Consider the following 22,999-nt stretch of genomic DNA (forward strand, 5'->3'; position numbering starts at 1 on the left):
GCGGCAGCTCCTACAGGGAACGCATTCACATGTAGGAGCTGCCGCAGGCTGCGATCTTTTTGTTTGGATTCAGACCTGCGCCTGAGCCCCTTCGAACCACGCCAGTTTCTCGCGCAGCTGCACCACTTCCCCCACGATCACCAGCGTCGGCGCATGCACTTCATGCTCCGCTACCAGACGTGGCAGGTCGGCCAGCGTGCCAGTAAAGACCCGCTGATTGACCGTGGTGCCCTGCTGGATCAACGCCGCCGGGGTATCGGCCGAGCGACCGTGCTTGATCAATTGCTCGCAGATCACCGGCAAGCCCACCAGGCCCATGTAGAACACCAGCGTCTGCGCCGGGGCGACGAGGTCGGCCCACGGCAGATCGGTGGAACCGTCCTTCAGGTGACCGGTGACGAAGCGCACCGACTGCGCATAATCGCGATGGGTCAGCGGAATCCCGGCATACGCCGCGCAACCGCTGGCCGCCGTGATCCCCGGCACCACCTGGAACGGAATCCCGTGGGCCGCCAGCTCTTCGATCTCTTCACCGCCGCGACCGAAGATGAACGGGTCGCCGCCCTTCAAGCGCACCACGCGTTTGCCGGCCTTGGCCAGATCCACCAGTTGCTGGTTGATCTGATCCTGCGGCACAGCGTGATCAGAGCGACGCTTGCCGACGTAGACACGCTCGGCATCGCGACGGCACAGCTCAAGAATCGCCGGAGCGACCAAACGGTCGTACAGCACCACGTCGGCTTGCTGCATCAGACGCAAGGCGCGGAAAGTCAGCAGATCCGGATCACCCGGCCCTGCCCCCACCAGATACACCTCACCGGTGGTAACGGTCGCTTCGCCATCGATCTTGGCCTGCAACAGCCGCTCGGCTTCAGTACCCTGCCCGGCCAGTTGCCGGTCGGCAATCGGGCCTTGAAACACGTCTTCCCAGAAACCACGACGCTGCTGCACATCCGGAAACAGGTTTTTTACCTGATTGCGGAAACGCGCGGCAAGGCCGGCCAGTTGGCCATAGGTGGAGGGAATCCAGGTTTCGATCTTGGCGCGAATCAGCCGCGCCAGCACTGGCGCATCGCCGCCGCTGGACACCGCGATGATCAGTGGCGAGCGATCGACGATCGCCGGGAAGATCACGCTGCACAGCTGCGGCGCGTCGACCACGTTGACCGGCACGCAACGCCGATGCGCATCGCTGGAGACCTGCGCATTCAGCGTTTCATCGTCGGTGGCGGCAATGATCAGCACGCAACCGTCCAGATCCGCTTCCAGGTAACCACGCAGCAGACATTCGCCACCGCTGGCGCTGACCAGTTCGCGCAATTGCGCTTCGATTTCAGGTGCGACCACCCGCAGCAGCGCACCGGCATCGGCCAGCAGGCGGGATTTGCGCAAGGCAATTTCCCCCCCACCGACCACCAACACACGACTGCCGCGCAGGTTGTGAAACAGCGGCAGATATTTCATTTAGCCGATGACCTCAAGGCCACCCATGTACGGCTTCAGTACGTCCGGCACGCGGATCGAACCGTCGGCCTGCTGGTAGTTTTCCAGCACGGCAACCAAGGTACGACCGACCGCCAGGCCGGAACCGTTGAGGGTGTGCACCAGCTCAGGCTTACCGGTTTCCGGGTTGCGGAAACGCGCCTGCATACGGCGAGCCTGGAAGTCGCCGCAGTTGGAGCACGAGGAAATTTCGCGGTACTTGTCCTGGCTCGGAATCCACACTTCGAGGTCGTAGGTCTTCACGGCGCTGAAGCCCATGTCGCCGGTGCACAGCGCCAGGGTGCGGTAAGGCAGACCCAGCAGTTGCAGGACTTTTTCGGCGTTGGCGGTCAGGCCTTCCAGCGCCTCCATCGAAGTCGACGGCTCGACGATCTGGACCATTTCAACCTTGTCGAACTGGTGCTGGCGGATCATGCCGCGGGTGTCGCGACCCGACGCACCGGCTTCGCTGCGGAAGCACGGAGTGTGGGCGACGAACTTGATCGGCAGTTGTTTCGAGTCGACAATTTCACCGGCGACGATGTTGGTCAGCGACACTTCGGCAGTCGGGATCAGGTACAAATCGGCTTCGCCTTCGCGAGCGATCTTGAACAGGTCTTCTTCGAACTTCGGCAACTGGCCGGTGCCTTGCAGCGCCGGGGCCTGAACCAGGTAAGGCGTGTAGGCCTCTTCGTAGCCGTGCTCGTTGACGTGCAGGTTGATCATGAACTGCGCCAGGGCGCGGTGCAGACGGGCGATCGGGCCGCGCAGCAGAGCGAAACGGGCGCCGGACAGCTTGGCCGCGGTTTCAAAGTCCAGCCAGCCGAACTTCTCGCCCAGTGCAACGTGGTCTTTCACTTCGAAATCGAACTGCGTCGGCGTGCCCCAGCGGCGCACTTCGACGTTGTCGTCTTCGTCTTTGCCGACCGGTACCGATTCGTGCGGCAGGTTGGGGATACCCAGCAGGATCGAGTCCAGCTCGGTCTGGATCGCGTCCAGCTCGACTTTACCGGCACTCAGCTCGCCCGCCATGCGCTCGACATCCGCCATCAGCGGCGCGATGTCTTCGCCGCGCTGCTTGGCCTGACCGATGGATTTGGAACGCGCGTTACGCTCAGCCTGCAGTGCTTCGGTGCGGGTCTGGACGGTCTTGCGCTGTTCTTCCAGCGCTTCGATGCGCGCAACATCCAGGGCAAAGCCACGGGAAGCCAGGCGGTCCGCTACGTCCTGAAGGTTGCTACGTAACAGTTTGGAATCGAGCATGTCGGTTTCTCGTTATCAAAGTTTGGTCAGGGACAGGCCGGCCCACGTCGCGAGCAGCCCGCCGAATACGCTGATCGCCGCATAGCCCAAGGCCAGCGGCACTTGCCCGCTTTCCAGCAAGCGCACCGTATCCAGTGAAAAGGATGAAAAAGTCGTCAGCCCCCCGAGGAAGCCGACCATCAACCCGGCGCGCACCTCGATCGGCACCTCCGGGCGTATCAAAAACAGGCCGTACAACACGCCAATCAGCAGACAGCCCACGATATTAACGGCCAGCGTCGCGGTATAGAAGTGCCGCGGCCAATTGGCGTTGACCCAATTGCCGGTGGCGAAGCGCAACAGCGTGCCGGCAATCCCGCCGACGGAGACCGCAACGATCAATGGAAGCACTATTTCCTCCGCTGTCTTGGGCTTAAACGGTCGAGCTGGGCGAGGTGGTTGAGCTTCTCGCCGATCTTCAATTCCAGGCCACGAGGCACCGGTTGATAGAACGGAATCGGCTCAAGCTCTTCCGGGAAATAATCTTCGCCGGCGGCATAAGCGTCCGGTTCGTCGTGGGCGTAACGGTATTCGTCGCCATAGCCCAGTTGCTTCATCAGCTTGGTCGGCGCATTGCGCAAGTGCAGCGGCACTTCCAGCGAACCATACTCGGCAGCGGCGCGCAGCGCGGTCTTGAAGCCCATGTACACCGCGTTGCTTTTCGGCGCACAGGCGAGATAAGTGATGGCCTGGGCCACCGCCAGCTCGCCTTCGGGGCTGCCAAGGCGCTCCTGCACTTCCCACGCCGCCAGGCACAGGCTCAGGGCGCGCGGGTCGGCGTTGCCAATGTCTTCGCTGGCCATGCGCACCACGCGCCGCGCCAGGTACAACGGATCGCAGCCGCCATCGATCATCCGAGCAAACCAGTACAGCGCGCCATCGGGGTTGGAACCGCGTACCGATTTGTGCAGCGCGGAGATCTGGTCGTAGAACGCTTCGCCGCCCTTGTCGAAGCGCCGTCGGGTATCGCCGAGCAGGCTTTGCAGCAACTCGGTGCCCATCTCGCTGTTGTCTTCGGCCAGATCCGAGGCGTTCTCCAGCAGATTGAGCAGGCGCCGGCCATCGCCATCGGCGGCCGACAACAGCATCTGGAAGCCTTCATCGCTGAGGGTCAGGTTGCGCTTGCCCAACCCGCGTTCCTCGGTAAGCGCGCGATGCACCAGTTTGCGCAGCGCCGTCTCGTCGAGGCTTTTCAGCACATAGACGCGGGCCCGCGACAACAGCGCGTTGTTCAATTCAAACGAAGGGTTTTCGGTGGTGGCGCCGATGAAAATCAGCGTGCCGTCCTCGACGTACGGCAGGAACGCATCCTGCTGCGATTTGTTGAAGCGGTGCACTTCATCGACGAACAGGATCGTGCGCTTGCCGTACTGGCCGGCCTGCTGTTTGGCGATTTCAACGGCCTGACGGATCTCCTTGACCCCGGCGAGTACCGCCGAGACCGTTTCGAAGTGCGCATCCGAGACCTCCGCGAGCAGCCGCGCCAGGGTGGTCTTGCCCACGCCCGGCGGCCCCCAGAAGATCATCGAATGCAGGGCACCCTGCTCCAGCGCCTCACGCAGAGGCTTGCCGCGAGCGAGCACGTGCTCCTGACCGACGTACTCATCCAGATTGGTCGCACGCAAACGCGCGGCCAGTGGCTGGGCAATCGGTGCACTGCGAAACAGATCCATCACGTAGCGTTGAAACCTCTATTTGATCAGGTCGATCACTTGCCCTTGTGGGAGCGAGCCTGCTCGCGAATGCGGTGCACCAGTCACCGTCAATGTTGTGTGAACCATTGCATTCGCGAGCAGGCTCGCTCCCACAGGGTTTTGGGTTTATTCCTGGATGACGTCAGCACCCTTCGGGATGTCGAACTTGAACTTCGACGCCGACACCGCTTCGTTGGCTTTGACCCCGGTGAACAGGATGTTGGTGCGCTGACCAACGCTGTCGATCAGTTGCATGTCATTGACCAGGCCGTTGCGGAACGACAGGCGCAGGCTGTCGAACAGGGTGTCCTTGGTCTTCGGCTTGAGAGTGAAGTCGATCACGCCGCCCGCCTCTTTCGCGCTGATCTCAAAGCTCTGGCTGATCTTCGACACGTCACCGGACAGCAGCAGCGCCGGGGTCTGGGTCAGACGCTCGTCGAGCTTCTTGATGGTGGCTTGTTCCAGGTCCGGGTCCCACAGGGTGACTTTCTTGCCGTCGGAGACCATGGTCTGCTCGTTTGGCGCTTCGGTGTGCCAGTAGAACAGGCCCGGGCGCTGCAGGACCATATCACCGCGAGTTTCCTGCAACTGCGTGCCGCTGCCGTCGAGGGTCAGCTGCGAGAAGTTTGCGGTCAGGGTTTTCGATGTTTCCAGCAATTGGGTCAGACGCGCCACATCCTTGTCATCGGCGTGGGCCGTGAACGTGGTCAGCGCCAGTACTGGCAACAGCATGCGGATAAGACGCATGGGAGTCCTCTTGAATACTCGTTGGGAGAGCGGCGGCACATCATTGTCCCGCCTTTTGCTTTTGCAGTCAGTCGCGAACCGGGCCCGGGGCCAGAACTTCACGCGAACCGTTGGTGTTCATCGAGGTGACGACCCCGGCCATTTCCATGGCTTCGATCATGCGCGCAGCGCGGTTGTAACCGATCTTCAGCTTGCGCTGTACCGCGGAAATCGACGCCCGGCGGCTTTCCAGGACGAACTGTACGGCTTCGTCATACAGCGCGTCGGTCTCCGGATCATCGCCGTCGCCGCCACCGCTGCTGCCTTCAAAACCGCTGCCCGCCTCTTCGACACCATTAAGGATGTCATCGTTGTATTCCGGTGCACCACGCAGCTTCCAGGCTTCCACCACGCGGTGTACTTCATCGTCGGAAACGAACGCGCCGTGAACCCGGATCGGCAGGCTGGTGCCCGGCGGCATGTAGAGCATGTCACCGTGACCGAGCAGTTGCTCGGCACCACCCTGATCGATGATGGTCCGCGAGTCGATCTTGCTCGATACCTGGAACGCCATACGCGTCGGAATGTTGGCCTTGATCAGACCGGTGATCACGTCCACCGATGGCCGCTGGGTCGCGAGGATCAGGTGAATACCGGCGGCACGCGCCTTCTGCGCGATACGGGCGATCAGTTCTTCAACTTTCTTGCCGACGATCATCATCATGTCGGCGAATTCGTCGACCACCACGACGATGGTCGGCAGCTTCTGCAGCAGCGGCGCTTCGTCGTGAATGCTTTCGCGCTTGTACAGCGGATCGCTCAACGGCTCGCCAGCGTCCTGGGCTTCCTTGACCTTGGCGTTGAAGCCGGACAGGTTACGCACGCCCATCTTCGCCATCAGCTTGTAGCGGCGTTCCATCTCGGCAACGCTCCAGCGCAGGGCGTTGGCCGCGTCCTTCATGTCAGTCACGACCGGGCACAGCAGGTGCGGAATGCCTTCATAGATCGACAGCTCGAGCATTTTCGGGTCGATCATGATCAGTTTGGCGTCGTCCGGGCCGGATTTGAACAGGATCGACAGGATCATCGCGTTCACGCCCACCGATTTACCGGAACCGGTGGTACCGGCAACCAGCAGGTGCGGCATCTTCGCCAGGTCGGTGATGACCGGTTTGCCACCAATGTCGTGACCCAGGGCCAGGGTGACCGGCGATTTGAAGTTGTCGTACTCGGGAGTCGACAGCACTTCGGAGAAACGCACGATCTGCCGGTCTTCGTTGGGGATCTCGATACCGACCGTGGTCTTGCCCGGAATCACCTCGACCACCCGCACACTGGTCACGGCCAGCGAACGTGCAAGGTCTTTCGCCAGGTTGGCGATGCGGCTGACTTTGACGCCGGCGGCAGGCTGGATTTCGTAACGGGTAATCACCGGGCCCGGGTGGATCGAGTCCACGGTGACTTCGACGCCGAATTCCTTGAGTTTGATCTCCAGCAAGTGGCCGACCGCAGCCAGGGATTCCGGCGAATAATTGAGTTGTTTCTTTTCCGCAGGATCGAGGATCGAGATCGGCGGCAAGGTGCCTTCCACAGCGCTGTCGACGAACAACGGCGCCTGCTTCTCTTTCTGCACGCGCTTGCTTGGTTCGGGCGCCTTGGCCGGGGCCGGGGCGATAACCGGCGGCACCTGCTTCTCGCGATCGGACATGTGCTTGCTCAGGGCCTGCTCACGCTCGATCAGGCGCTCCTTGACCTTGGCCTGTTCACGCTTGTCGGTGACGGTCGGCGCGACCACGTCGTGGACGCGGTCATCAACTTCACGCAGTTGCGCAACCAGTTGCTTGCGCTCGGTACGCGCCGACCACCAGCGGTTGACCGCGCCCTGGAACAATTCGAACAGGTCCAGGGTGATCTTGCCGGTGACGTCCATCACCTTGAACCACGACAGGTCGGTGAACACGGTCAGGCCGAACAGGAACAGCGCAATGAACAACAGCGTGCTGCCCTGGATATTCAGCGCGTTGCGCGCCAGATCGCCGAGACTTTCGCCCAGCGCCCCACCCGCACCCGCCGGCAACCCGGTGGCCGCATGGAAATGGATATGTGCCAGCGCGGCGCCCGACAGCACCAGGAACACCAGACCGATCAGACGCCAGGAGAACAGCCAGCCGCTCCACTGCCACGGCTCGTGACGTTGCCGGAAGATCTGATACGCCTTGACCGCCAGCAGCAACGGGAAGATGTACGCGAAGTAACCCAGCACCATGAACAGGATGTCGGCGCTGTAGGAACCGGCCGGGCCGCCGAAGTTCTGCACGTCGTCGATCTTGCTGTTGTGGCTCCAGCCCGGATCGTCCTTGCCGTAGGTCAGCAAGGCCATCATCAGGAACAGGCACAAGGCACCGATGGCGATCAATGCACCTTCCTTGAGCCGGTAGTGCAATTGCTGGCGCCAGAGCGGAACGACTGTTTTTGGTGCTGCGGTGGATTTCTTCAAAACGCTTCTTTTCCTGCGCCCGGGGCGCGTCCATCTATTGAATGACGATAAAAACTGCCCAATCCAGGCAGGTAAAAAAGTGAACCGGCGCAACTGAGACTACTTTTAACACTGTGCCGCAGCTTTTATAAACACAGCTATAAACACAGCGCTCTACAAATATTCTGTAACAGCCCGGCATTGTACGGGTTTGTGCGGCTGATGCCATGCCTCAGAACCCATAGCAGAGCATAGCCATTGCCACAAATCCTGCGGTTCAATTTGAGCATGCATTGTCTTTGGTGACAAAGGCTTATGAGGTGTATTTGATGAACGCAGCGAAGCATTCACGCCTGATCATTCTCGGCTCCGGCCCTGCCGGTTACAGCGCCGCCGTGTACGCCGCCCGTGCCAACCTCAAACCGGTGGTGATTACCGGGCTGCAGGCCGGTGGTCAGCTCACCACCACCGTCGAAGTCGACAACTGGCCCGGCGACGTCGAAGGCCTGACCGGCCCGGTACTGATGGAGCGCATGCAAAAACACGCCGAGCGCTTTGCCACAGAGATCGTTTACGACCACATCCACACCGCCAAGTTGCAGCAGCGCCCGTTCGAGCTCATCGGCGACAGCGGCATTTATACCTGCGACGCACTGATCATCGCCACCGGCGCTTCGGCGCAGTATCTGGGCCTGCCCTCGGAAGAAGTCTTCGCCGGCAAAGGGGTTTCGGCCTGCGCGACCTGTGACGGCTTCTTCTATCGCAATCAGGTAGTCGCCGTGGTGGGCGGCGGAAATACCGCTGTCGAGGAGGCGCTGTACCTGTCGAACATCGCCAAAGAGGTGCATTTGATCCATCGCCGCGACAAATTACGCTCGGAGAAAATCCTTCAGGACAAACTGTTCGAAAAAGCCGCCAATGGCAACGTTCGCCTGCACTGGAACCAGAATCTGGACGAAGTGCTGGGCGACGCCAGCGGTGTGACCGGCGCGCGCCTGCGTGACAGCCACACTGGGCAGACCCGCGAACTGACACTGGCCGGCGTATTCATCGCCATCGGCCACAAACCCAACACCGACCTGTTTCAGGGCCAATTGCCAATGCGCGATGGCTACCTGCTGATCAAGGGCGGCAGCGACGGCGACGCCACCTCCACCGAGATCCCCGGCGTCTTCGCTGCCGGCGATGTAGCCGACCATGTCTACCGCCAGGCCGTGACCTCGGCTGGCGCCGGCTGCATGGCGGCACTGGACGCGGAGAAGTATCTGGACGACATTCCTGTCATTTAACGGCACACTTTAGTGCGGGCCTCGCGCCCGCACCGCCCTCCCCTTCTGCAAGCCTGGACGCCATGCTGACTTGGTTACAACGCAATTCCCTGACTTTCCCGCCCCTGGAAAAGGCCATGCGCGATCCCAATGGATTGCTGGCTGCCGGTGGCGATCTGTCCGCCGATCGCCTGGTGCAGGCTTACCGGCACGGCTGTTTTCCGTGGTTTTCCGAAGGTCAACCGATCCTCTGGTGGTCGCCGGACCCGCGCACCGTGCTGTTTCCCGACGAACTGCATGTCTCGCGCAGCCTCGGCAAACTGCTGCGCAAGCAACGCTACCAGGTGACCTTCGATCAGGATTTCGACGCTGTCATTCGTGCCTGCGCCGCGCCACGGGACTACGCCGACGGCACGTGGATCACCGAAGCCATGCAGGACGCCTACCTCGAACTGCACCGCCGCGGCTTCGCCCACTCGGTCGAGGTCTGGGATCAGGGCCAACTGGTCGGCGGCCTGTATGGCTTGGCAATGGGTCAGCTGTTTTTCGGCGAATCGATGTTCAGCCGCGCCGACAATGCTTCCAAATTTGGCTTTGCCACACTGGTGCAGCATTTGAAAGACGCCGGATTCGTCCTGATTGACTGCCAGATGCCGACCGATCATCTGCACAGCCTCGGCGCCCGGGCGATCCCCCGCCAGGAATTCGCCGACTATCTGACTCGCCATCTGGATCAACCCAGTCGTGCCACTTGGGTTTGCTGAGCGACTTTTGCGCGCGTGGCTTACACTTAATTCACCAGCTTATCCCGAGGGTTGATCATGACCGAGTTGGCGCGCTTGAAGTTCTATGCCACTCAGCCTCATTCCTGCAGTTATCTGCCCGAGGAGCAGGCGACGACGCTGTTTCTCGACCCGAGTCAGCCCATGGATGTGCACGTCTACGCAGACCTGTCGGAAATGGGTTTCCGTCGCAGCGGCGATCATCTGTATCGGCCCCATTGCCAGAATTGCAATGCCTGCGTGCCTGCGCGCATCCCGGTGTCGCAGTTCAACCCCAATCGCCAGCAGAAACGCATTTTCAAACGCAATGCCGATCTGCAGGTGCGCCCGGTAAAACCGCACTTCAGCGAAGAATATTTCGATCTGTACCAGCGCTATATCGAGCAGCGCCATGCCGACGGCGACATGTACCCGCCGAGCCGCGATCAGTTCTCGACCTTTCTGGTACGTGACCTGCCCTTTTCGCGCTTCTATGAATTTCGTCTCGACGAACGGTTACTCGCCGTCGCCGTGACCGATCTGCTGCCCAACGGCTTGTCGGCGGTCTATACCTTCTACGAACCTGACGAAGAGCGCCGCAGCCTGGGGCGTTTCGCAATCTTGTGGCAAATCACCGAAAGCCAGCGCCTGGGGCTAGAGGCGGTGTATCTCGGTTACTGGATCAAGAACTGCAAAAAGATGAACTACAAGACCCAGTATCGCCCCATCGAATTGCTGATTAATCAGCGCTGGGTGATTCTTAACTGATCGCAAGCCGTAAACCCCTTGGCTTAAACCCCCTTTTTCGGGCACAATGCACGCCGCTTTTGCCTGGCGCAGTTGCACCGGGCCATTCATTGGATACCGAGGGCTTTACTGCATGTCGAAAGAAGACAGCTTCGAAATGGAAGGCACTGTCGTCGACACCCTGCCCAACACCATGTTTCGTGTGGAGTTGGAAAATGGGCACGTCGTAACCGCGCATATTTCCGGCAAGATGCGCAAGAACTACATTCGTATTCTTACCGGTGACAAAGTGCGCGTCGAGCTGACGCCCTATGACTTGAGCAAAGGGCGCATTACTTACCGCGCTCGTTAATCAAGTCAATACAAGACGCCCGGTTTATGCCGGGCGTTTTTGTTTGTCTGCGATTTGGGTTTGGTTTGGGTTTGGGCCTGGGTTTTGGGTGTATATCCGTTGCCGCGGTAACGGCCTCCTATGGTTTCGCTCTTACAGCGAGTCACCTTTTCCAAACGCCGAAAAGGTAACCCAAAAGGCTTTGCCCCGGCGTACGGCACTTCGCTGAGGCTCAGTGTTCCCTCGCTACGGTGCCCATCAGGGGGCATCGCCTCCGGTTTGCTTCGCTGCACCTCCTCTCGATGTATGCGGCTTCGCCGCATGGCGCTGCGCGCCTACCCCCCTGATGGACACCTACGCTCGGCCTGCCGAAGGGGCTGCAGATCAAAAGCCACATCAAGAGCCAGAGCCAAAGCCAAAGCCAAAGCAGATCAAAAGATCACAGCCTTCGGCAGTTCCTACAGGGGATTGGGTTTATTCAGTTTGGGATTTGGTCGGCTGTCAGGCCGCCTTCGCGAGCAAGCTCGCTCCCACAGAGGGATGGGGTGTGGTCAGTTAGAGACTGGTCGGCTCGTAGGCCGCCATCGCCAGCAGGCTGGCTCCTACAATTTAGAGAGCGTGCACCCCATGCGGCGAAGCCGCCCCACTCAACACGATGAGCGTTAGCTCGAGTAAAGCTTTTGATCTCAGGGCCCGTCGGCAGGCTGAGTGGAGGGATTGATCCGGGGGTGGGAGCGCAGCGACCGTTTGGCGCAGCCAAACACAGCGAGAGGAGGTGCAGCGAAGCAAACCGTAGGCGCTGCCCCCCGGATGAATCCCGGAGCGAAGGAACCCGAGCCTAAGCGAGGGCCGAACGTCAGGGTAAAGCCTTTTTGGTTACTTTTGGGGCGTTTGCCAAAAGTGACCCGCCGTAAGGGCGGAACCTTAGCCAGCCATCACCCAAAAAATGGATATACACCCAAAAGCAAAAAGGCGCCCGAAGGCGCCTTCCCAATCAACATCAAGCCGTCAGGCCATCTCCGCCGTAGTCTCGAAGTCAAACGTCAACTCACCATCCTTGATGTCGATGTGCACCACACCGCCATGCTCGGCCAGCTCGCCAAACAGAATCTCCTCCGCCAGCGGACGTTTGATCTTGTCCTGGATCAGACGCGCCATCGGCCGTGCGCCCATCGCCGAGTCATACCCACCGGCCGCCAGCCAACTGCGCGCCGCATCGGTAACCTCCAGCAACACACGCTTGTCTTCCAGCTGCGCCTGCAGTTCGGTAAGGAACTTGTCCACCACGCTTTTGATGACCTCATGACTGAGGCGACCAAACTGGATAATGGTGTCCAGACGGTTACGGAACTCCGGCGTGAAGCTCTTCTTGATCACTTCCATCGCATCAGACGAGTGGTCCTGATGGGTGAAACCGATCGAAGCACGCGCCGCGGTTTCGGCACCGGCGTTGGTAGTCATGATCACGATGACGTTGCGGAAGTCCGCCTTGCGCCCGTTGTTGTCGGTGAGCGTGCCGTGGTCCATCACCTGCAGCAGCAGGTTGAAGACTTCCGGATGCGCCTTCTCGATTTCATCGAGCAGCAATACGCAGTGCGGTTGCTTGGTGATCGCTTCGGTCAACAGACCGCCCTGATCAAAGCCGACATAGCCCGGAGGCGCACCGATCAGACGCGATACGGTGTGGCGCTCCATGTACTCGGACATGTCGAAGCGCACCAGCTCGATGCCCAACGCCTTGGCCAGTTGCCGCGCGGCCTCGGTTTTACCGACACCGGTTGGACCTGCGAACAGGAACGAACCGACTGGCTTGTCAGGCGACTTGAGCCCGGCGCGGGACAGCTTGATCGCGGTCGACAGCGAATCGATCGCCGCATCCTGACCAAACACCGTCAGCTTCAGGTCGCGCTCCAGGTTACGCAGCAGTTCCTTGTCGGAGCTGGTGACGTGTTTCGGCGGAATCCGCGCGATCTTCGCCACAATGTCTTCAACCTGCGGCACTTCGATGCGTTTGACGCGCATCTCGACCGGCTGCAGGCGCTGATAGGCACCTGCCTCGTCGATCACGTCGATGGCCTTGTCCGGCATATGCCGGTCATTGATGTAGCGCGATGCCAGCTCGGCAGCGGCGCGCAACGACTCATCGCTGTATTCGATGTTGTGATGCTGTTCGAAACGCCCTTTCAGGCCGCGCAGGATACCGATGGTGTCTTCCACCGACGGTTCGACGACATCGACCTTCTGGAAGCGACGCGCCAGCGCACGATCCTTCTCGAAGATGCCACGGAATTCCTGGAACGTGGTCGAGCCGATGCAGCGAATGTCGCCAGACGACAGCAGCGGCTTGAGCAGGTTCGAGGCATCCATCACGCCACCGGACGCAGCGCCCGCCCCGATGATGGTGTGGATCTCGTCGATGAACAGGATCGCCTGCGGACGTTTTTTCAGTTCATTGAGCAGCGCCTTGAAGCGCTTCTCGAAATCACCGCGATACTTGGTGCCTGCGAGCAGCGCACCGAGATCGAGCGAATAGACGACGCTGTTGGCCAGCAGATCCGGCACCTGGTTGTCGACAATCCGCTTGGCCAGACCTTCGGCAATCGCGGTTTTACCCACACCAGCCTCGCCGACCAGCAACGGATTGTTTTTGCGCCGACGCGCGAGAATCTGCGCGACACGCTCGACTTCCGATTCGCGGCCGACCAGCGGATCAATGCGACCCTGGCGCGCGAGTTCGTTGAGATTGCTGGCATAAGCATCCAGCGGATTGCCTGAAGAAGAAGACTCACCGCCCTCGTCGTCCTGCATATCTTGTTCACCTTCAGAGTGATCGCCGTGCCCTGGCACTTTGGAAATGCCGTGGGCGATGTAGTTGACGACATCAATGCGCGCAACGCTCTGCTGTTTCAGCAGGAATACGGCCTGACTCTCTTGCTCACTGAAGATTGCAACCAGCACGTTGGCGCCGGTTACTTCGCGTTTGCCCGAGCTCTGCACATGAAAGACAGCACGTTGCAGTACACGCTGGAAGCCCAGAGTTGGCTGGGTCTCGCGATCTTCGTCATGGACGGGGATCAGTGGCGTGGTGGAGTCGATGAACTCCTGCAGGTCGTGCTTGAGTTTGTCGAGGTTTGCGCCGCAGGCACGCAATACGGTGGCGGCAGCCTCATTGTCCAATAGGGCCAGCAGCAGGTGTTCGACGGTCATGAATTCATGACGCTTCGAACGAGCCTCCTTGAAGGCAAGATTGAGGGTGACTTCGAGCTCGCGGTTTAACATAGCTTCACCTCATACCCAAGTGGTCGGCGATTAACCGTCCTTCTCGATTTCACAGAGTAGCGGATGCTGGCTTTCCCTGGCGTACTGGTTGACCTGCATGGCCTTTGTCTCGGCGATGTCGCGGGTAAACACTCCACATACTGCCCGTCCTTCTGTGTGAACGGCCAGCATGACCTTGGTCGCCAGCTCGCGATTCAGGTTAAAAAACACCTCGAGCACTTCGACGACGAAATCCATCGGTGTGTAGTCATCGTTGAACAAAACCACCTTGTACATCGGCGGCGCCTGTAACGCAGGCTTTGCTTCCTGAACAGCAACGCCTGCCGAATCGTCGTCGTGCTCCTCTGGATGATCCTTTTGGAGAAGCGGGCGATCCTGATTGAATGTTAGTCGAATCTGGCTGATTGCATGCATGGAAAGAAAGGTTCGTCAGTTGTGCAAATACAGTGGTGGGGGCGGCTGTACACCTTTTCAACTCCGACTGCCCGGTCACCTTGACTATCGGGAAAACGGTGTTACAACCAATAGAGCCCACAGTGGGTAAAAAAGATCCGCGGAGTCAATCCTTTTAACGGATTAGATTGCGGATGTCCTGGATGATACTCCAGCGATGGAGTCTGTTGCAGAGGGATTTGAGCATGGCTGTCGGCAAGGTCAAGTGGTTCAACAATGCCAAGGGATTCGGCTTCATCAACACCGACGCCCGGGAAGGACGTGACGAGGACGGCAAAGAGGTCGATTTCTTTGCCCACTACTCGGCCATTGAGATGGACGGGTATAAAACTCTCAAGGCCGGGCAGATCGTCAGTTTCGACATCGTCCAGGGGCCCAAAGGCCTGCACGCGGTAAAGATCAAAGCGGCAACCGTGGCAGGCGAAGCGGCTACGCATGCCCCTCATACAGAAACGGTGTCGGGCTGACACAACCGTCACCCAGTCATGAAAAAACCGCCCGAAGGCGGTTTTTTTGTACCTGCACGATTTACATGTGCTTGATGATCGCCTCACCGAAGCCCGAAGAAGACACCAGCGTGGCGCCTTCCATCAGACGTTCGAAGTCATAGGTCACAGTCTTGGCCTTGATGGCGCCGTTAGTGCCCTTGATGATCAGGTCAGCCGCTTCGGTCCAGCCCAGATGACGCAACATCATCTCGGCCGACAGAATTACCGAACCCGGGTTGACCTGGTCCTTGCCGGCGTACTTCGGCGCGGTACCGTGGGTCGCCTCGAACATGGCCACGGTGTCGGACAGGTTGGCGCCCGGCGCGATACCGATACCGCCCACTTCCGCCGCCAGGGCGTCGGAGAGGTAGTCACCGTTAAGGTTCAGCGTGGCGATCACGTCGTACTCGGCCGGACGCAGCAGTATCTGCTGGAGCATGGCGTCGGCGATGGCATCCTTGACGATGACTTCACGGCCGGTTTTCGGGTTCTTGAATTTCATCCATGGTCCGCCATCGAGCAGCTCGGCGCCGAACTCTTCCTTCGCCACCTCGTAGCCCCAGTCCTTGAAGGCACCTTCGGTGAATTTCATGATATTGCCCTTGTGCACGATGGTCAGCGACTTGCGGTCGTTGTCCACCACGTATTGCAAGGCCTTGCGCACCAGACGCTTGGTGCCCTCCTTGGAAACAGGCTTGATGCCGATACCGCAATCCTGGTCGAAACGGATCTTGGTGACGCCCATTTCTTCTTTCAGAAACTTGATGACCTTGGTGGCCTCAGGGGAGCCGGCCTTCCATTCGATACCGGCATAAATGTCTTCGGAGTTCTCGCGGAAGATCACCATGTCGACGTCGCCAGGCTTTTTCACCGGGCTCGGCACACCTTCGAACCACACCACGGGGCGCAGGCAGACATAAAGATCGAGTTGTTGGCGCAGGGCAACGTTGAGGGAGCGGATGCCACCACCGACCGGGGTGGTCAGCGGGCCTTTGATAGAAACCACGTAATCTTTGACGGCGTCCAGGGTTTCCTGGGGCAGCCAGGTGTCCTGGTCATAGACCTGAGTCGCTTTTTCGCCAGCGTAAACCTCCATCCAGGAAATCTTGCGCTTGCCCCCGTAGGCCTTGGCCACGGCAGCATCAACCACTTTGATCATCACCGGGCTGACGTCGACGCCAATGCCGTCACCTTCGATGAAGGGGATGATCGGGTTATCAGGAACATTGAGAGAATGGTCTGCATTGACGGTGATTTTGTCGCCGACGGCTGGAACCTGAATCTTCTTGTAACCCATGCTGAACTCCATTGTTTGGATTGAACATCTGGCTTGGTTCGAGCGTAACCCAGTTAAATCAACACGCAAACCCTCTGTTCACGGCGCGGGCACATCTGGTTTCGTACAAGCCTGAAAGCAAAGGGAAAAGCGCCAAACTCAAGCATTCGCAGCGACTCTACGCCCCACCCGCCCCTGCGACCTTTAGACCAATGGACGAGACTGGTTGCATATGAACCATCGGCAGATTGCCAGCTACCTATGTATAATGCCGCCCGCTGACCAAAGGGTCACGACGGCTGGCCTCTCTAGAACGAGACTTTCCGCCTGATTGGTCGGGTTGTTACCGCAGCCTGACTGCTTGACGCTCTACTGATGCACCCAACATCACCGCGAAGAATCTCGACATTCGGTTCATGGATGACTTTGAACGAACGCGCTTACCCGGCGCCCCTCGAGTTTCTGCGCACGCTTTAGCAAAGAAGAGAGAGTTAATCCGAATATGCCCACCCGCTCGAAGATCATCTATACCTTCACCGACGAAGCTCCAGCCCTCGCCACCTATTCCCTGCTGCCGATCATCGAGGCTTACACCGCCTCGGCCGATATCGCCGTGGAAACCCGCGATATCTCTCTTGCAGCGCGCATTCTGGCCAGCTTCCCCGAGCAACTGGGCGACAAAGCCGTAGCCGACCACCTCGCCGAACTGGGCGACCTGGCCGTTACGCCTGAAGCCAACATCATCAAGCTGCCGAACATCAGTGCTTCGGTGCCTCAGCTGCAAGCGGCGATCAAAGAGCTGCAAGCCCAGGGTTACAACCTGCCGGACTACCCGGAAACCGTGACCAACGACGCCGAAAAAGAAGCCAAGGCGCGTTACGACAAGGTCAAGGGCAGCGCCGTGAACCCGGTTCTGCGTGAAGGCAACTCCGACCGCCGCGCTCCGCTGTCGGTAAAAAACTACGCTCGCAAGCACCCGCACAAAATGGGCGCCTGGGCCAAAGATTCCAAATCCCACGTCGCTCACATGAGCACCGGCGATTTCTACGGCAGCGAAAAAGCTGCCCTGATCGACGCCGCTGACGCTGTGAAAATCGAGCTGATCGCCAAAGACGGCACCGCGACCGTCCTGAAAGAAAAAACCAGCGTTCAGGCTGGCGAGATCCTCGACTGCGCCGTGATGAGCAAAAACGCCCTGCGCGCGTTCATCGCCGCTGAAATCGAAAGCGCCAAGGCCCAGGGCGTGCTGCTTTCGGTTCACCTGAAAGCAACCATGATGAAGGTCTCCGACCCGATCATGTTCGGCCAGATCGTTGCCGAGTTCTATAAAGATGCCCTGACCAAGCACGCTGACGTGCTGGCCCAGATCGGCTTCAACCTGAACAACGGCATCGGCGACCTGTACGCGCGCATCAAGGCCCTGCCGGCCGAGCAGCAAGCACAGATCGAAGCTGACATCGCAGCGGTCTACGCCGCGCGTCCGTCGCTGGCGATGGTCAACTCCGACAAGGGCATCACCAACCTGCACGTGCCGAGCGACGTCATTGTCGACGCCTCGATGCCAGCGATGATCCGTGACTCCGGCAAGATGTGGGGCACCGACGGTCAGCTGCACGACACCAAGGCGGTGATCCCGGATCGTTGCTACGCGACCATCTACCAGGCCGTGATCGAAGATTGCAAAGCCAATGGCGCGTTTGATCCGACCACCATGGGCAGCGTGCCGAACGTTGGCCTGATGGCGAAGAAAGCCGAAGAGTACGGCTCGCACGACAAGACTTTCCAGATCAAGGCTGACGGCGTGGTTCGCGTTACCGACAGCAAGGGCAAGCTGCTGATGGAACAGGCTGTTGAAGCCGGCGACATCTTCCGCATGTGCCAGACCAAAGACGCGCCAATCCAGGACTGGGTCAAACTGGCCGTCAACCGTGCTCGCGCCAGCAGCACTCCGGCGATCTTCTGGCTGGACCCGATGCGCGCCCACGACGGCGTAGTGATCGAGAAGGTTCAGGCTTACCTGAAGGATCACGACACCAGCGGTCTGGACATCCAGATCATGGCGCCGGTCGATGCCATGAAGTACACCCTGCAGCGCACCCGCGAAGGCAAGGACACCATTTCGGTGACCGGCAACGTACTGCGCGACTACCTGACCGACCTGTTCCCGATCATGGAACTGGGCACCAGCGCCAAGATGCTGTCGATCGTGCCGCTGATGAACGGCGGTGGTCTGTTCGAAACCGGCGCCGGCGGTTCGGCGCCGAAACACGTGCAGCAACTGGTTGAAGAGAACTTCCTGCGTTGGGATTCGCTGGGCGAATTCCTCGCGCTGGCAGCGTCCCTCGAACATTTGGGTGTGAACTACAACAACCCGAAAGCGCTGGTTCTGTCGAAAACCCTGGACCAGGCCACCGGTCAGTTCCTCGACAACAACAAGTCGCCATCGCGCAAAGTCGGCAACATCGACAACCGCGGCAGCCACTTCTACCTGGCGCTGTACTGGGCTCAGGCCCTGGCCGCCCAGACCGAAGACGCTGCACTGCAAGCGCAGTTCGCGACCCTGGCCAAAACCCTGACCGAGAACGAGGCGACCATCGTTGCCGAGCTCAACGCCGTGCAGGGCAAGCCAGTCGACATCGGCGGTTACTACCACGCCGACGCCGAGCTGATCAGCAAGGCCATGCGCCCAAGCGCAACCTTCAACGCGGCGATTGCTGCGCTGGTTTAAGGTTGTAAAGGGAACATCACAAACCCCGGCCGTGTGCCGGGGTTTGTGTTTCGGAATTCACATAAATCCCATGTGGGAGCGAGCCTGCTCGCGAATGCGGTTTATCATTCACCACCTTCGTTGACTGACCCACCGCTTTCGCGAGCAGGCTCGCTCCCACAGTTGACTGCGCTACCGTCGAGGAAACCTTATGGAATGGCTCCCCCACATCACCGTCGCCACCATCGTCGAAGACAACGGCCGTTTCCTGATGGTCGAAGAGCACAAGGCCGGGCGTAATGTGCTCAACCAGCCCGCCGGTCACCTGGATCCGGACGAAACCCTGATCGAAGCCGCCATCCGCGAAACCCTCGAAGAAACCGGCTGGGACGTCGAACCCACCGGGGTGGTCGGAATTTACCTGTACACCGCGCCGAGCAACGGTGTGACTTATCAACGCGTGTGCTTCAGCGCCAAAGCGGTGAAACACCATCCGGACTATCAACTCGACGACGGCATCGTCGGCGCCAAGTGGTTGACCCGTAGCGAATTAATCGCTCAGCGCGACAACTGGCGCAGCGAGCTGATCATCCGCTGCATCGACGACTATCTGGCCGGTCATCACTTCAGTCTCGAACTGATCCGCCCTTCTCTTTAGCCTTGAGGCCGTGAGCCTGCTAGAATCGCGTCCTTTTTCAAGACACTCATTGAATCCCTATGCGTGATCCAGCCCCTTCTGACACATCCAAGAAGCGCGTCATTGTCGGCATGTCCGGCGGCGTGGACTCTTCCGTTTCCGCTCTCCTGCTGATCGAGCAGGGCTTTGAAGTGGAAGGCCTGTTCATGAAGAACTGGGAAGAAGACGACGGAACGGAATACTGCACCGCCATGGACGACCTGGCGGATGCCCAGGCCGTGTGCGACAAGATCGGTATCAAGCTGCACACCGCCAACTTCGCCGCCGAGTACTGGGACAACGTGTTCGAGCACTTCCTCGCCGAATACAAGGCCGGTCGCACGCCGAACCCGGACATCCTGTGCAACCGCGAGATCAAGTTCAAGGCGTTCCTCGACTACGCCATGATGCTTGGCGCCGACCTGATCGCCACCGGCCACTATGTGCGCCGTCGCGACATCGATGGTCGCACCGAACTGCTCAAGGGCCTCGATCCGAACAAGGATCAGAGCTACTTCCTGCACGCCGTTGGCGGCGAACAGATCGCCAAGACCTTGTTCCCGGTCGGTGAACTGGAAAAGCCGGAAGTTCGCGCCATTGCCGAGAAATACGAGCTGGCGACCGCCAAGAAGAAGGATTCCACCGGGATCTGCTTCATCGGCGAGCGACGTTTCAGTGACTTCCTCAAGCAATACCTGCCGGCGCAACCGGGCGAAATCAAAACCACCGAAGACGAAGTCATCGGCCGTCACCACGGCTTGATGTACCACACCATCGGTCAGCGTCAGGGCCTGGGCATCGGCGGCCTGAAAGATGCGGGCGACGAGCCGTGGTACGTGCTGCGCAAGGATCTGGACACCAACGAGCTGATCGTCGGTCAGGGCAACAACCATCCGTGGCTGTTCTCCAGTGCCCTGCTCGCTTCGGAAATCTACTGGGTCAATCCGATCGACCTGAGCCAGCCGCTGCGCCTCACCGCCAAAGTGCGTTATCGCCAGAGCGATCAGGCCTGCACCCTGGAAAAAACCGCCAGCGGCTACCGCGCCGTGTTCGACGAACCGCAGCGCGCGGTGACCCCGGGCCAGTCCGTGGTGTTCTACGACGGTGAAATCTGCCTCGGTGGCGGCGTGATCGAAGTGGCCGAGCCGTGGAGCGGCCAGGCATGAGCCCGACTCAGGAGCAACTGACGGCGCTGGGCGGCGTGTTTCTCGCCGCCGTGCTGGTCGACCGGATCGCCAAGACCGGGCAGACCAGCGAGGCCGGCCTGAGCTGCATGCTCGGCAGCCTGCTGGTACGCGACCCGAAGGACACACTGGATGTGTACGGCGGCGACGACCTCAATCTGCGCGAGGGTTATCGCGCATTGATCGGCGCTCTGGAGCGCGACCCGAGCACCCTGCAGCGCGAGCCGCTGCGCTACGCCCTGTCGATGCTCGGTCTCGAACGGCAACTGGCCAAACGTGACGACATGCTCGACACCATTGGCAAGCGCCTGCCGCAGATCCAGTCGCAGGTCGAACACTTCGGCCCGGCTCACGAAAACGTGATCGCCGCCTGCGGTGCGCTGTATCAGGACACCCTGAGCACCCTGCGCCAGCGGATTCAGGTGCATGGCGACATGCGCAACCTGCAGCAGCCGAGCAACGCCTCGAAGATTCGCGCTCTGCTGCTGGCCGGCATCCGTTCGGCACGCCTGTGGCGACAGCTCGGCGGCCACCGCTGGCAGTTGGTGATCAGCCGGCGCAAGCTGCTCAAAGAGCTGTATCCATTGATGCGCAGCGAGTAAATCGTCGCGCAATAAAAGCTTTGTAGTCTGTAGCGCGTAATACGCCGGTCAGTTGGCAACGGACCGGCGGATTTTTTCATGTATGATACGCGCCCCATTTCGTTGCCCGACTGTCCGAGAACACCCCATGCAGCTCTCTTCGCTCACTGCGGTTTCCCCTGTTGACGGCCGCTACGCCGGCAAAACCCAGGCCCTGCGCCCGATTTTCAGCGAGTACGGCCTGATCCGTGCCCGCGTCCTGGTTGAAGTGCGCTGGCTCCAGCGCCTGGCCGCCCACGCCGGCATCCCGGAAGTGCCCGCCTTCTCCGCCGAGGCCAACGCCGTTCTCAATGAACTGGCTGAAAACTTCTCGCTGGAGCACGCTGAGCGCGTCAAAGAGATCGAGCGCACCACCAACCACGACGTCAAGGCGATCGAATACCTGCTCAAGGAGCAGGCGGCCAAGCTGCCGGAGCTGGCCAAGGTCAGCGAGTTCATCCACTTTGCCTGTACCAGTGAAGACATCAACAACCTGTCCCACGCCCTGATGCTGCGCGAAGGCCGTGACGACGTGATGTTGCCGCTGATGCGCCAGACCGCCAACGCCATCCGCGAACTGGCGATCCGTTTCGCCGACGTGCCGATGCTGTCGCGCACCCACGGCCAACCGGCCTCCCCGACTACTTTGGGTAAAGAGCTGGCGAACGTGGTTTACCGTCTCGAGCGCCAGATCGCTCAGGTCGCTGCCGTGCCGCTGCTGGGCAAGATCAACGGCGCCGTGGGCAACTACAATGCGCACCTGTCGGCCTACCCACAGATCGACTGGGAAGCCAACGCCCGCGCCTTCATCGAAGACGAGCTGGGTCTGGGCTTCAACCCGTACACCACGCAGATCGAACCGCACGACTACATCGCCGAGCTGTTCGACGCAATCGCACGCTTCAACACCATCCTGATCGACTTCGACCGTGACATCTGGGGCTACATCTCCCTGGGTTATTTCAAACAGCGCACCATCGCCGGCGAAATCGGTTCGTCGACCATGCCGCACAAGGTCAACCCGATCGACTTCGAAAACTCCGAAGGCAACCTGGGCATCGCCAACGCACTGTTCCAGCACCTGGCGAGCAAGCTGCCGATCTCCCGCTGGCAGCGCGACCTGACCGACTCCACCGTACTGCGCAACCTCGGCGTGGGCTTCGCTCACAGCGTGATCGCCTACGAAGCCAGCCTCAAAGGCATCAGCAAACTGGAGCTCAACGAGCAGAAGATTGCCGCTGACCTCGACGCTTGCTGGGAAGTGCTGGCCGAGCCGATCCAGACCGTGATGCGCCGCTACAACATCGAAAACCCGTACGAAAAGCTCAAAGAACTGACTCGCGGCAAGGGCATCAGCCCGGAAGCGCTGCAGACTTTCATCGACGGCCTGGACATGCCAGCCGAAGCGAAAGCCGAGCTGAAACAGCTGACCCCGGCCAACTACATCGGCAACGCTGTAGCGCAAGCCAGACGCATCTGATTCACCGCTTGACCCGTTTGAGACGCCCGGCCGCGCCGGGCGTTTTTAT

19 protein-coding genes are annotated in these 22,999 nt (G+C 60.0%); 10 read left to right on the plus strand and 9 right to left on the minus strand.

Translation table 11 applies throughout. The features are described from left to right. Nucleotides 1-69: 69 nt before the first annotated feature. The 6 genes from cysG to LOY52_RS16210 form a co-directional block, all read right to left on the minus strand. A complete protein-coding gene (gene cysG, locus LOY52_RS16185; protein WP_258675023.1) occupies nt 70-1,464 on the minus strand; it encodes a siroheme synthase CysG in 1,395 nt (464 codons plus the stop codon). Further along, a complete protein-coding gene (gene serS, locus LOY52_RS16190; RefSeq protein ID WP_258675024.1) occupies nt 1,465-2,745 on the minus strand; it encodes a serine--tRNA ligase in 1,281 nt (426 codons plus the stop codon). Between the two features lie 15 nt (nt 2,746-2,760). Then, nucleotides 2,761-3,135: a fluoride efflux transporter CrcB gene (crcB, locus tag LOY52_RS16195; protein WP_027614675.1), complete on the minus strand. Its 375-nt coding sequence runs from the start codon at nt 3,133-3,135 to the stop codon at nt 2,761-2,763. After that, nucleotides 3,135-4,457 (minus strand): replication-associated recombination protein A, encoded by a 1,323-nt coding sequence (locus LOY52_RS16200; protein WP_003223849.1) that lies wholly within the window; start codon nt 4,455-4,457, stop codon nt 3,135-3,137. The genes crcB and LOY52_RS16200 overlap by 1 nt, the downstream gene beginning before the upstream one ends. Nucleotides 4,458-4,604: 147 nt before the next feature. After that, the gene (lolA, locus tag LOY52_RS16205) at nt 4,605-5,225 is read right to left on the minus strand and encodes an outer membrane lipoprotein chaperone LolA (protein ID WP_007966612.1); all 621 of its coding nucleotides are present in this window, start codon (nt 5,223-5,225) and stop codon (nt 4,605-4,607) included. 67 nt (nt 5,226-5,292) lie between these two features. After that, entirely contained in the window at nt 5,293-7,701 is a 2,409-nt protein-coding gene (locus LOY52_RS16210) for a DNA translocase FtsK (protein ID WP_258675025.1), read from the minus strand. 308 nt (nt 7,702-8,009) lie between these two features. Between LOY52_RS16210 and trxB the strand changes: the two genes are divergently transcribed. The 4 genes from trxB (at nt 8,010) to infA (ending at nt 10,808) form a co-directional block, all read left to right on the plus strand. Further along, complete coding sequence (gene trxB / locus LOY52_RS16215) at nt 8,010-8,969, plus strand: thioredoxin-disulfide reductase (RefSeq protein WP_258675026.1); 960 nt, start codon at nt 8,010-8,012, stop codon at nt 8,967-8,969. 62 nt (nt 8,970-9,031) lie between these two features. Then, complete coding sequence (aat, locus tag LOY52_RS16220) at nt 9,032-9,712, plus strand: leucyl/phenylalanyl-tRNA--protein transferase (protein ID WP_258675028.1); 681 nt, start codon at nt 9,032-9,034, stop codon at nt 9,710-9,712. Nucleotides 9,713-9,769: 57 nt separating this feature from the next. Continuing rightward, the gene (locus LOY52_RS16225; protein WP_258675029.1) at nt 9,770-10,477 is read left to right on the plus strand and encodes an arginyltransferase; all 708 of its coding nucleotides are present in this window, start codon (nt 9,770-9,772) and stop codon (nt 10,475-10,477) included. Between the two features lie 112 nt (nt 10,478-10,589). Then, on the plus strand, nt 10,590-10,808 hold the full coding sequence (gene infA, locus LOY52_RS16230) for a translation initiation factor IF-1 (protein WP_002553999.1): 219 nt from the start codon (nt 10,590-10,592) through the stop codon (nt 10,806-10,808). A gap of 987 nt (nt 10,809-11,795) precedes the next feature. Here the strand turns inward: infA and clpA are convergent. After that, on the minus strand, nt 11,796-14,066 hold the full coding sequence (gene clpA / locus LOY52_RS16235; RefSeq protein WP_007964841.1) for an ATP-dependent Clp protease ATP-binding subunit ClpA: 2,271 nt from the start codon (nt 14,064-14,066) through the stop codon (nt 11,796-11,798). Between the two features lie 30 nt (nt 14,067-14,096). Then, a complete protein-coding gene (gene clpS / locus LOY52_RS16240; protein ID WP_027614670.1) occupies nt 14,097-14,480 on the minus strand; it encodes an ATP-dependent Clp protease adapter ClpS in 384 nt (127 codons plus the stop codon). Between the two features lie 224 nt (nt 14,481-14,704). Here clpS and LOY52_RS16245 point away from each other — a divergent pair, with 224 nt between their 5' ends. Further along, nucleotides 14,705-14,986, plus strand: coding sequence for a cold shock domain-containing protein (locus LOY52_RS16245; protein WP_258675032.1), 282 nt, complete (start codon nt 14,705-14,707; stop codon nt 14,984-14,986). Nucleotides 14,987-15,047: 61 nt separating this feature from the next. Here LOY52_RS16245 and icd read toward each other — a convergent pair whose 3' ends face one another. Next, on the minus strand, nt 15,048-16,304 hold the full coding sequence (gene icd / locus LOY52_RS16250; RefSeq protein WP_003223831.1) for an NADP-dependent isocitrate dehydrogenase: 1,257 nt from the start codon (nt 16,302-16,304) through the stop codon (nt 15,048-15,050). A gap of 481 nt (nt 16,305-16,785) precedes the next feature. Here icd and LOY52_RS16255 point away from each other — a divergent pair, with 481 nt between their 5' ends. From LOY52_RS16255 to purB, 5 genes are all read left to right on the plus strand, one after another. Then, a complete protein-coding gene (locus LOY52_RS16255; RefSeq protein ID WP_103369315.1) occupies nt 16,786-19,011 on the plus strand; it encodes an NADP-dependent isocitrate dehydrogenase in 2,226 nt (741 codons plus the stop codon). 190 nt (nt 19,012-19,201) lie between these two features. After that, a complete protein-coding gene (locus LOY52_RS16260) occupies nt 19,202-19,648 on the plus strand; it encodes an NUDIX hydrolase (RefSeq protein ID WP_103486069.1) in 447 nt (148 codons plus the stop codon). Between the two features lie 59 nt (nt 19,649-19,707). After that, complete coding sequence (mnmA, locus tag LOY52_RS16265; protein WP_258675034.1) at nt 19,708-20,832, plus strand: tRNA 2-thiouridine(34) synthase MnmA; 1,125 nt, start codon at nt 19,708-19,710, stop codon at nt 20,830-20,832. Beyond that, nucleotides 20,829-21,452: a high frequency lysogenization protein HflD gene (gene hflD / locus LOY52_RS16270; RefSeq protein ID WP_003223824.1), complete on the plus strand. Its 624-nt coding sequence runs from the start codon at nt 20,829-20,831 to the stop codon at nt 21,450-21,452. The genes mnmA and hflD overlap by 4 nt, the downstream gene beginning before the upstream one ends. Nucleotides 21,453-21,579: 127 nt before the next feature. Then, nucleotides 21,580-22,950, plus strand: a complete 1,371-nt coding sequence (gene purB / locus LOY52_RS16275; protein WP_047601685.1) for an adenylosuccinate lyase — start codon at nt 21,580-21,582, stop codon at nt 22,948-22,950. Nucleotides 22,951-22,999 lie beyond the last annotated feature (49 nt).

This window comes from Pseudomonas sp. B21-051, from assembly GCF_024748795.1.
Taxonomy (GTDB): domain Bacteria; phylum Pseudomonadota; class Gammaproteobacteria; order Pseudomonadales; family Pseudomonadaceae; genus Aquipseudomonas; species Aquipseudomonas putida_A.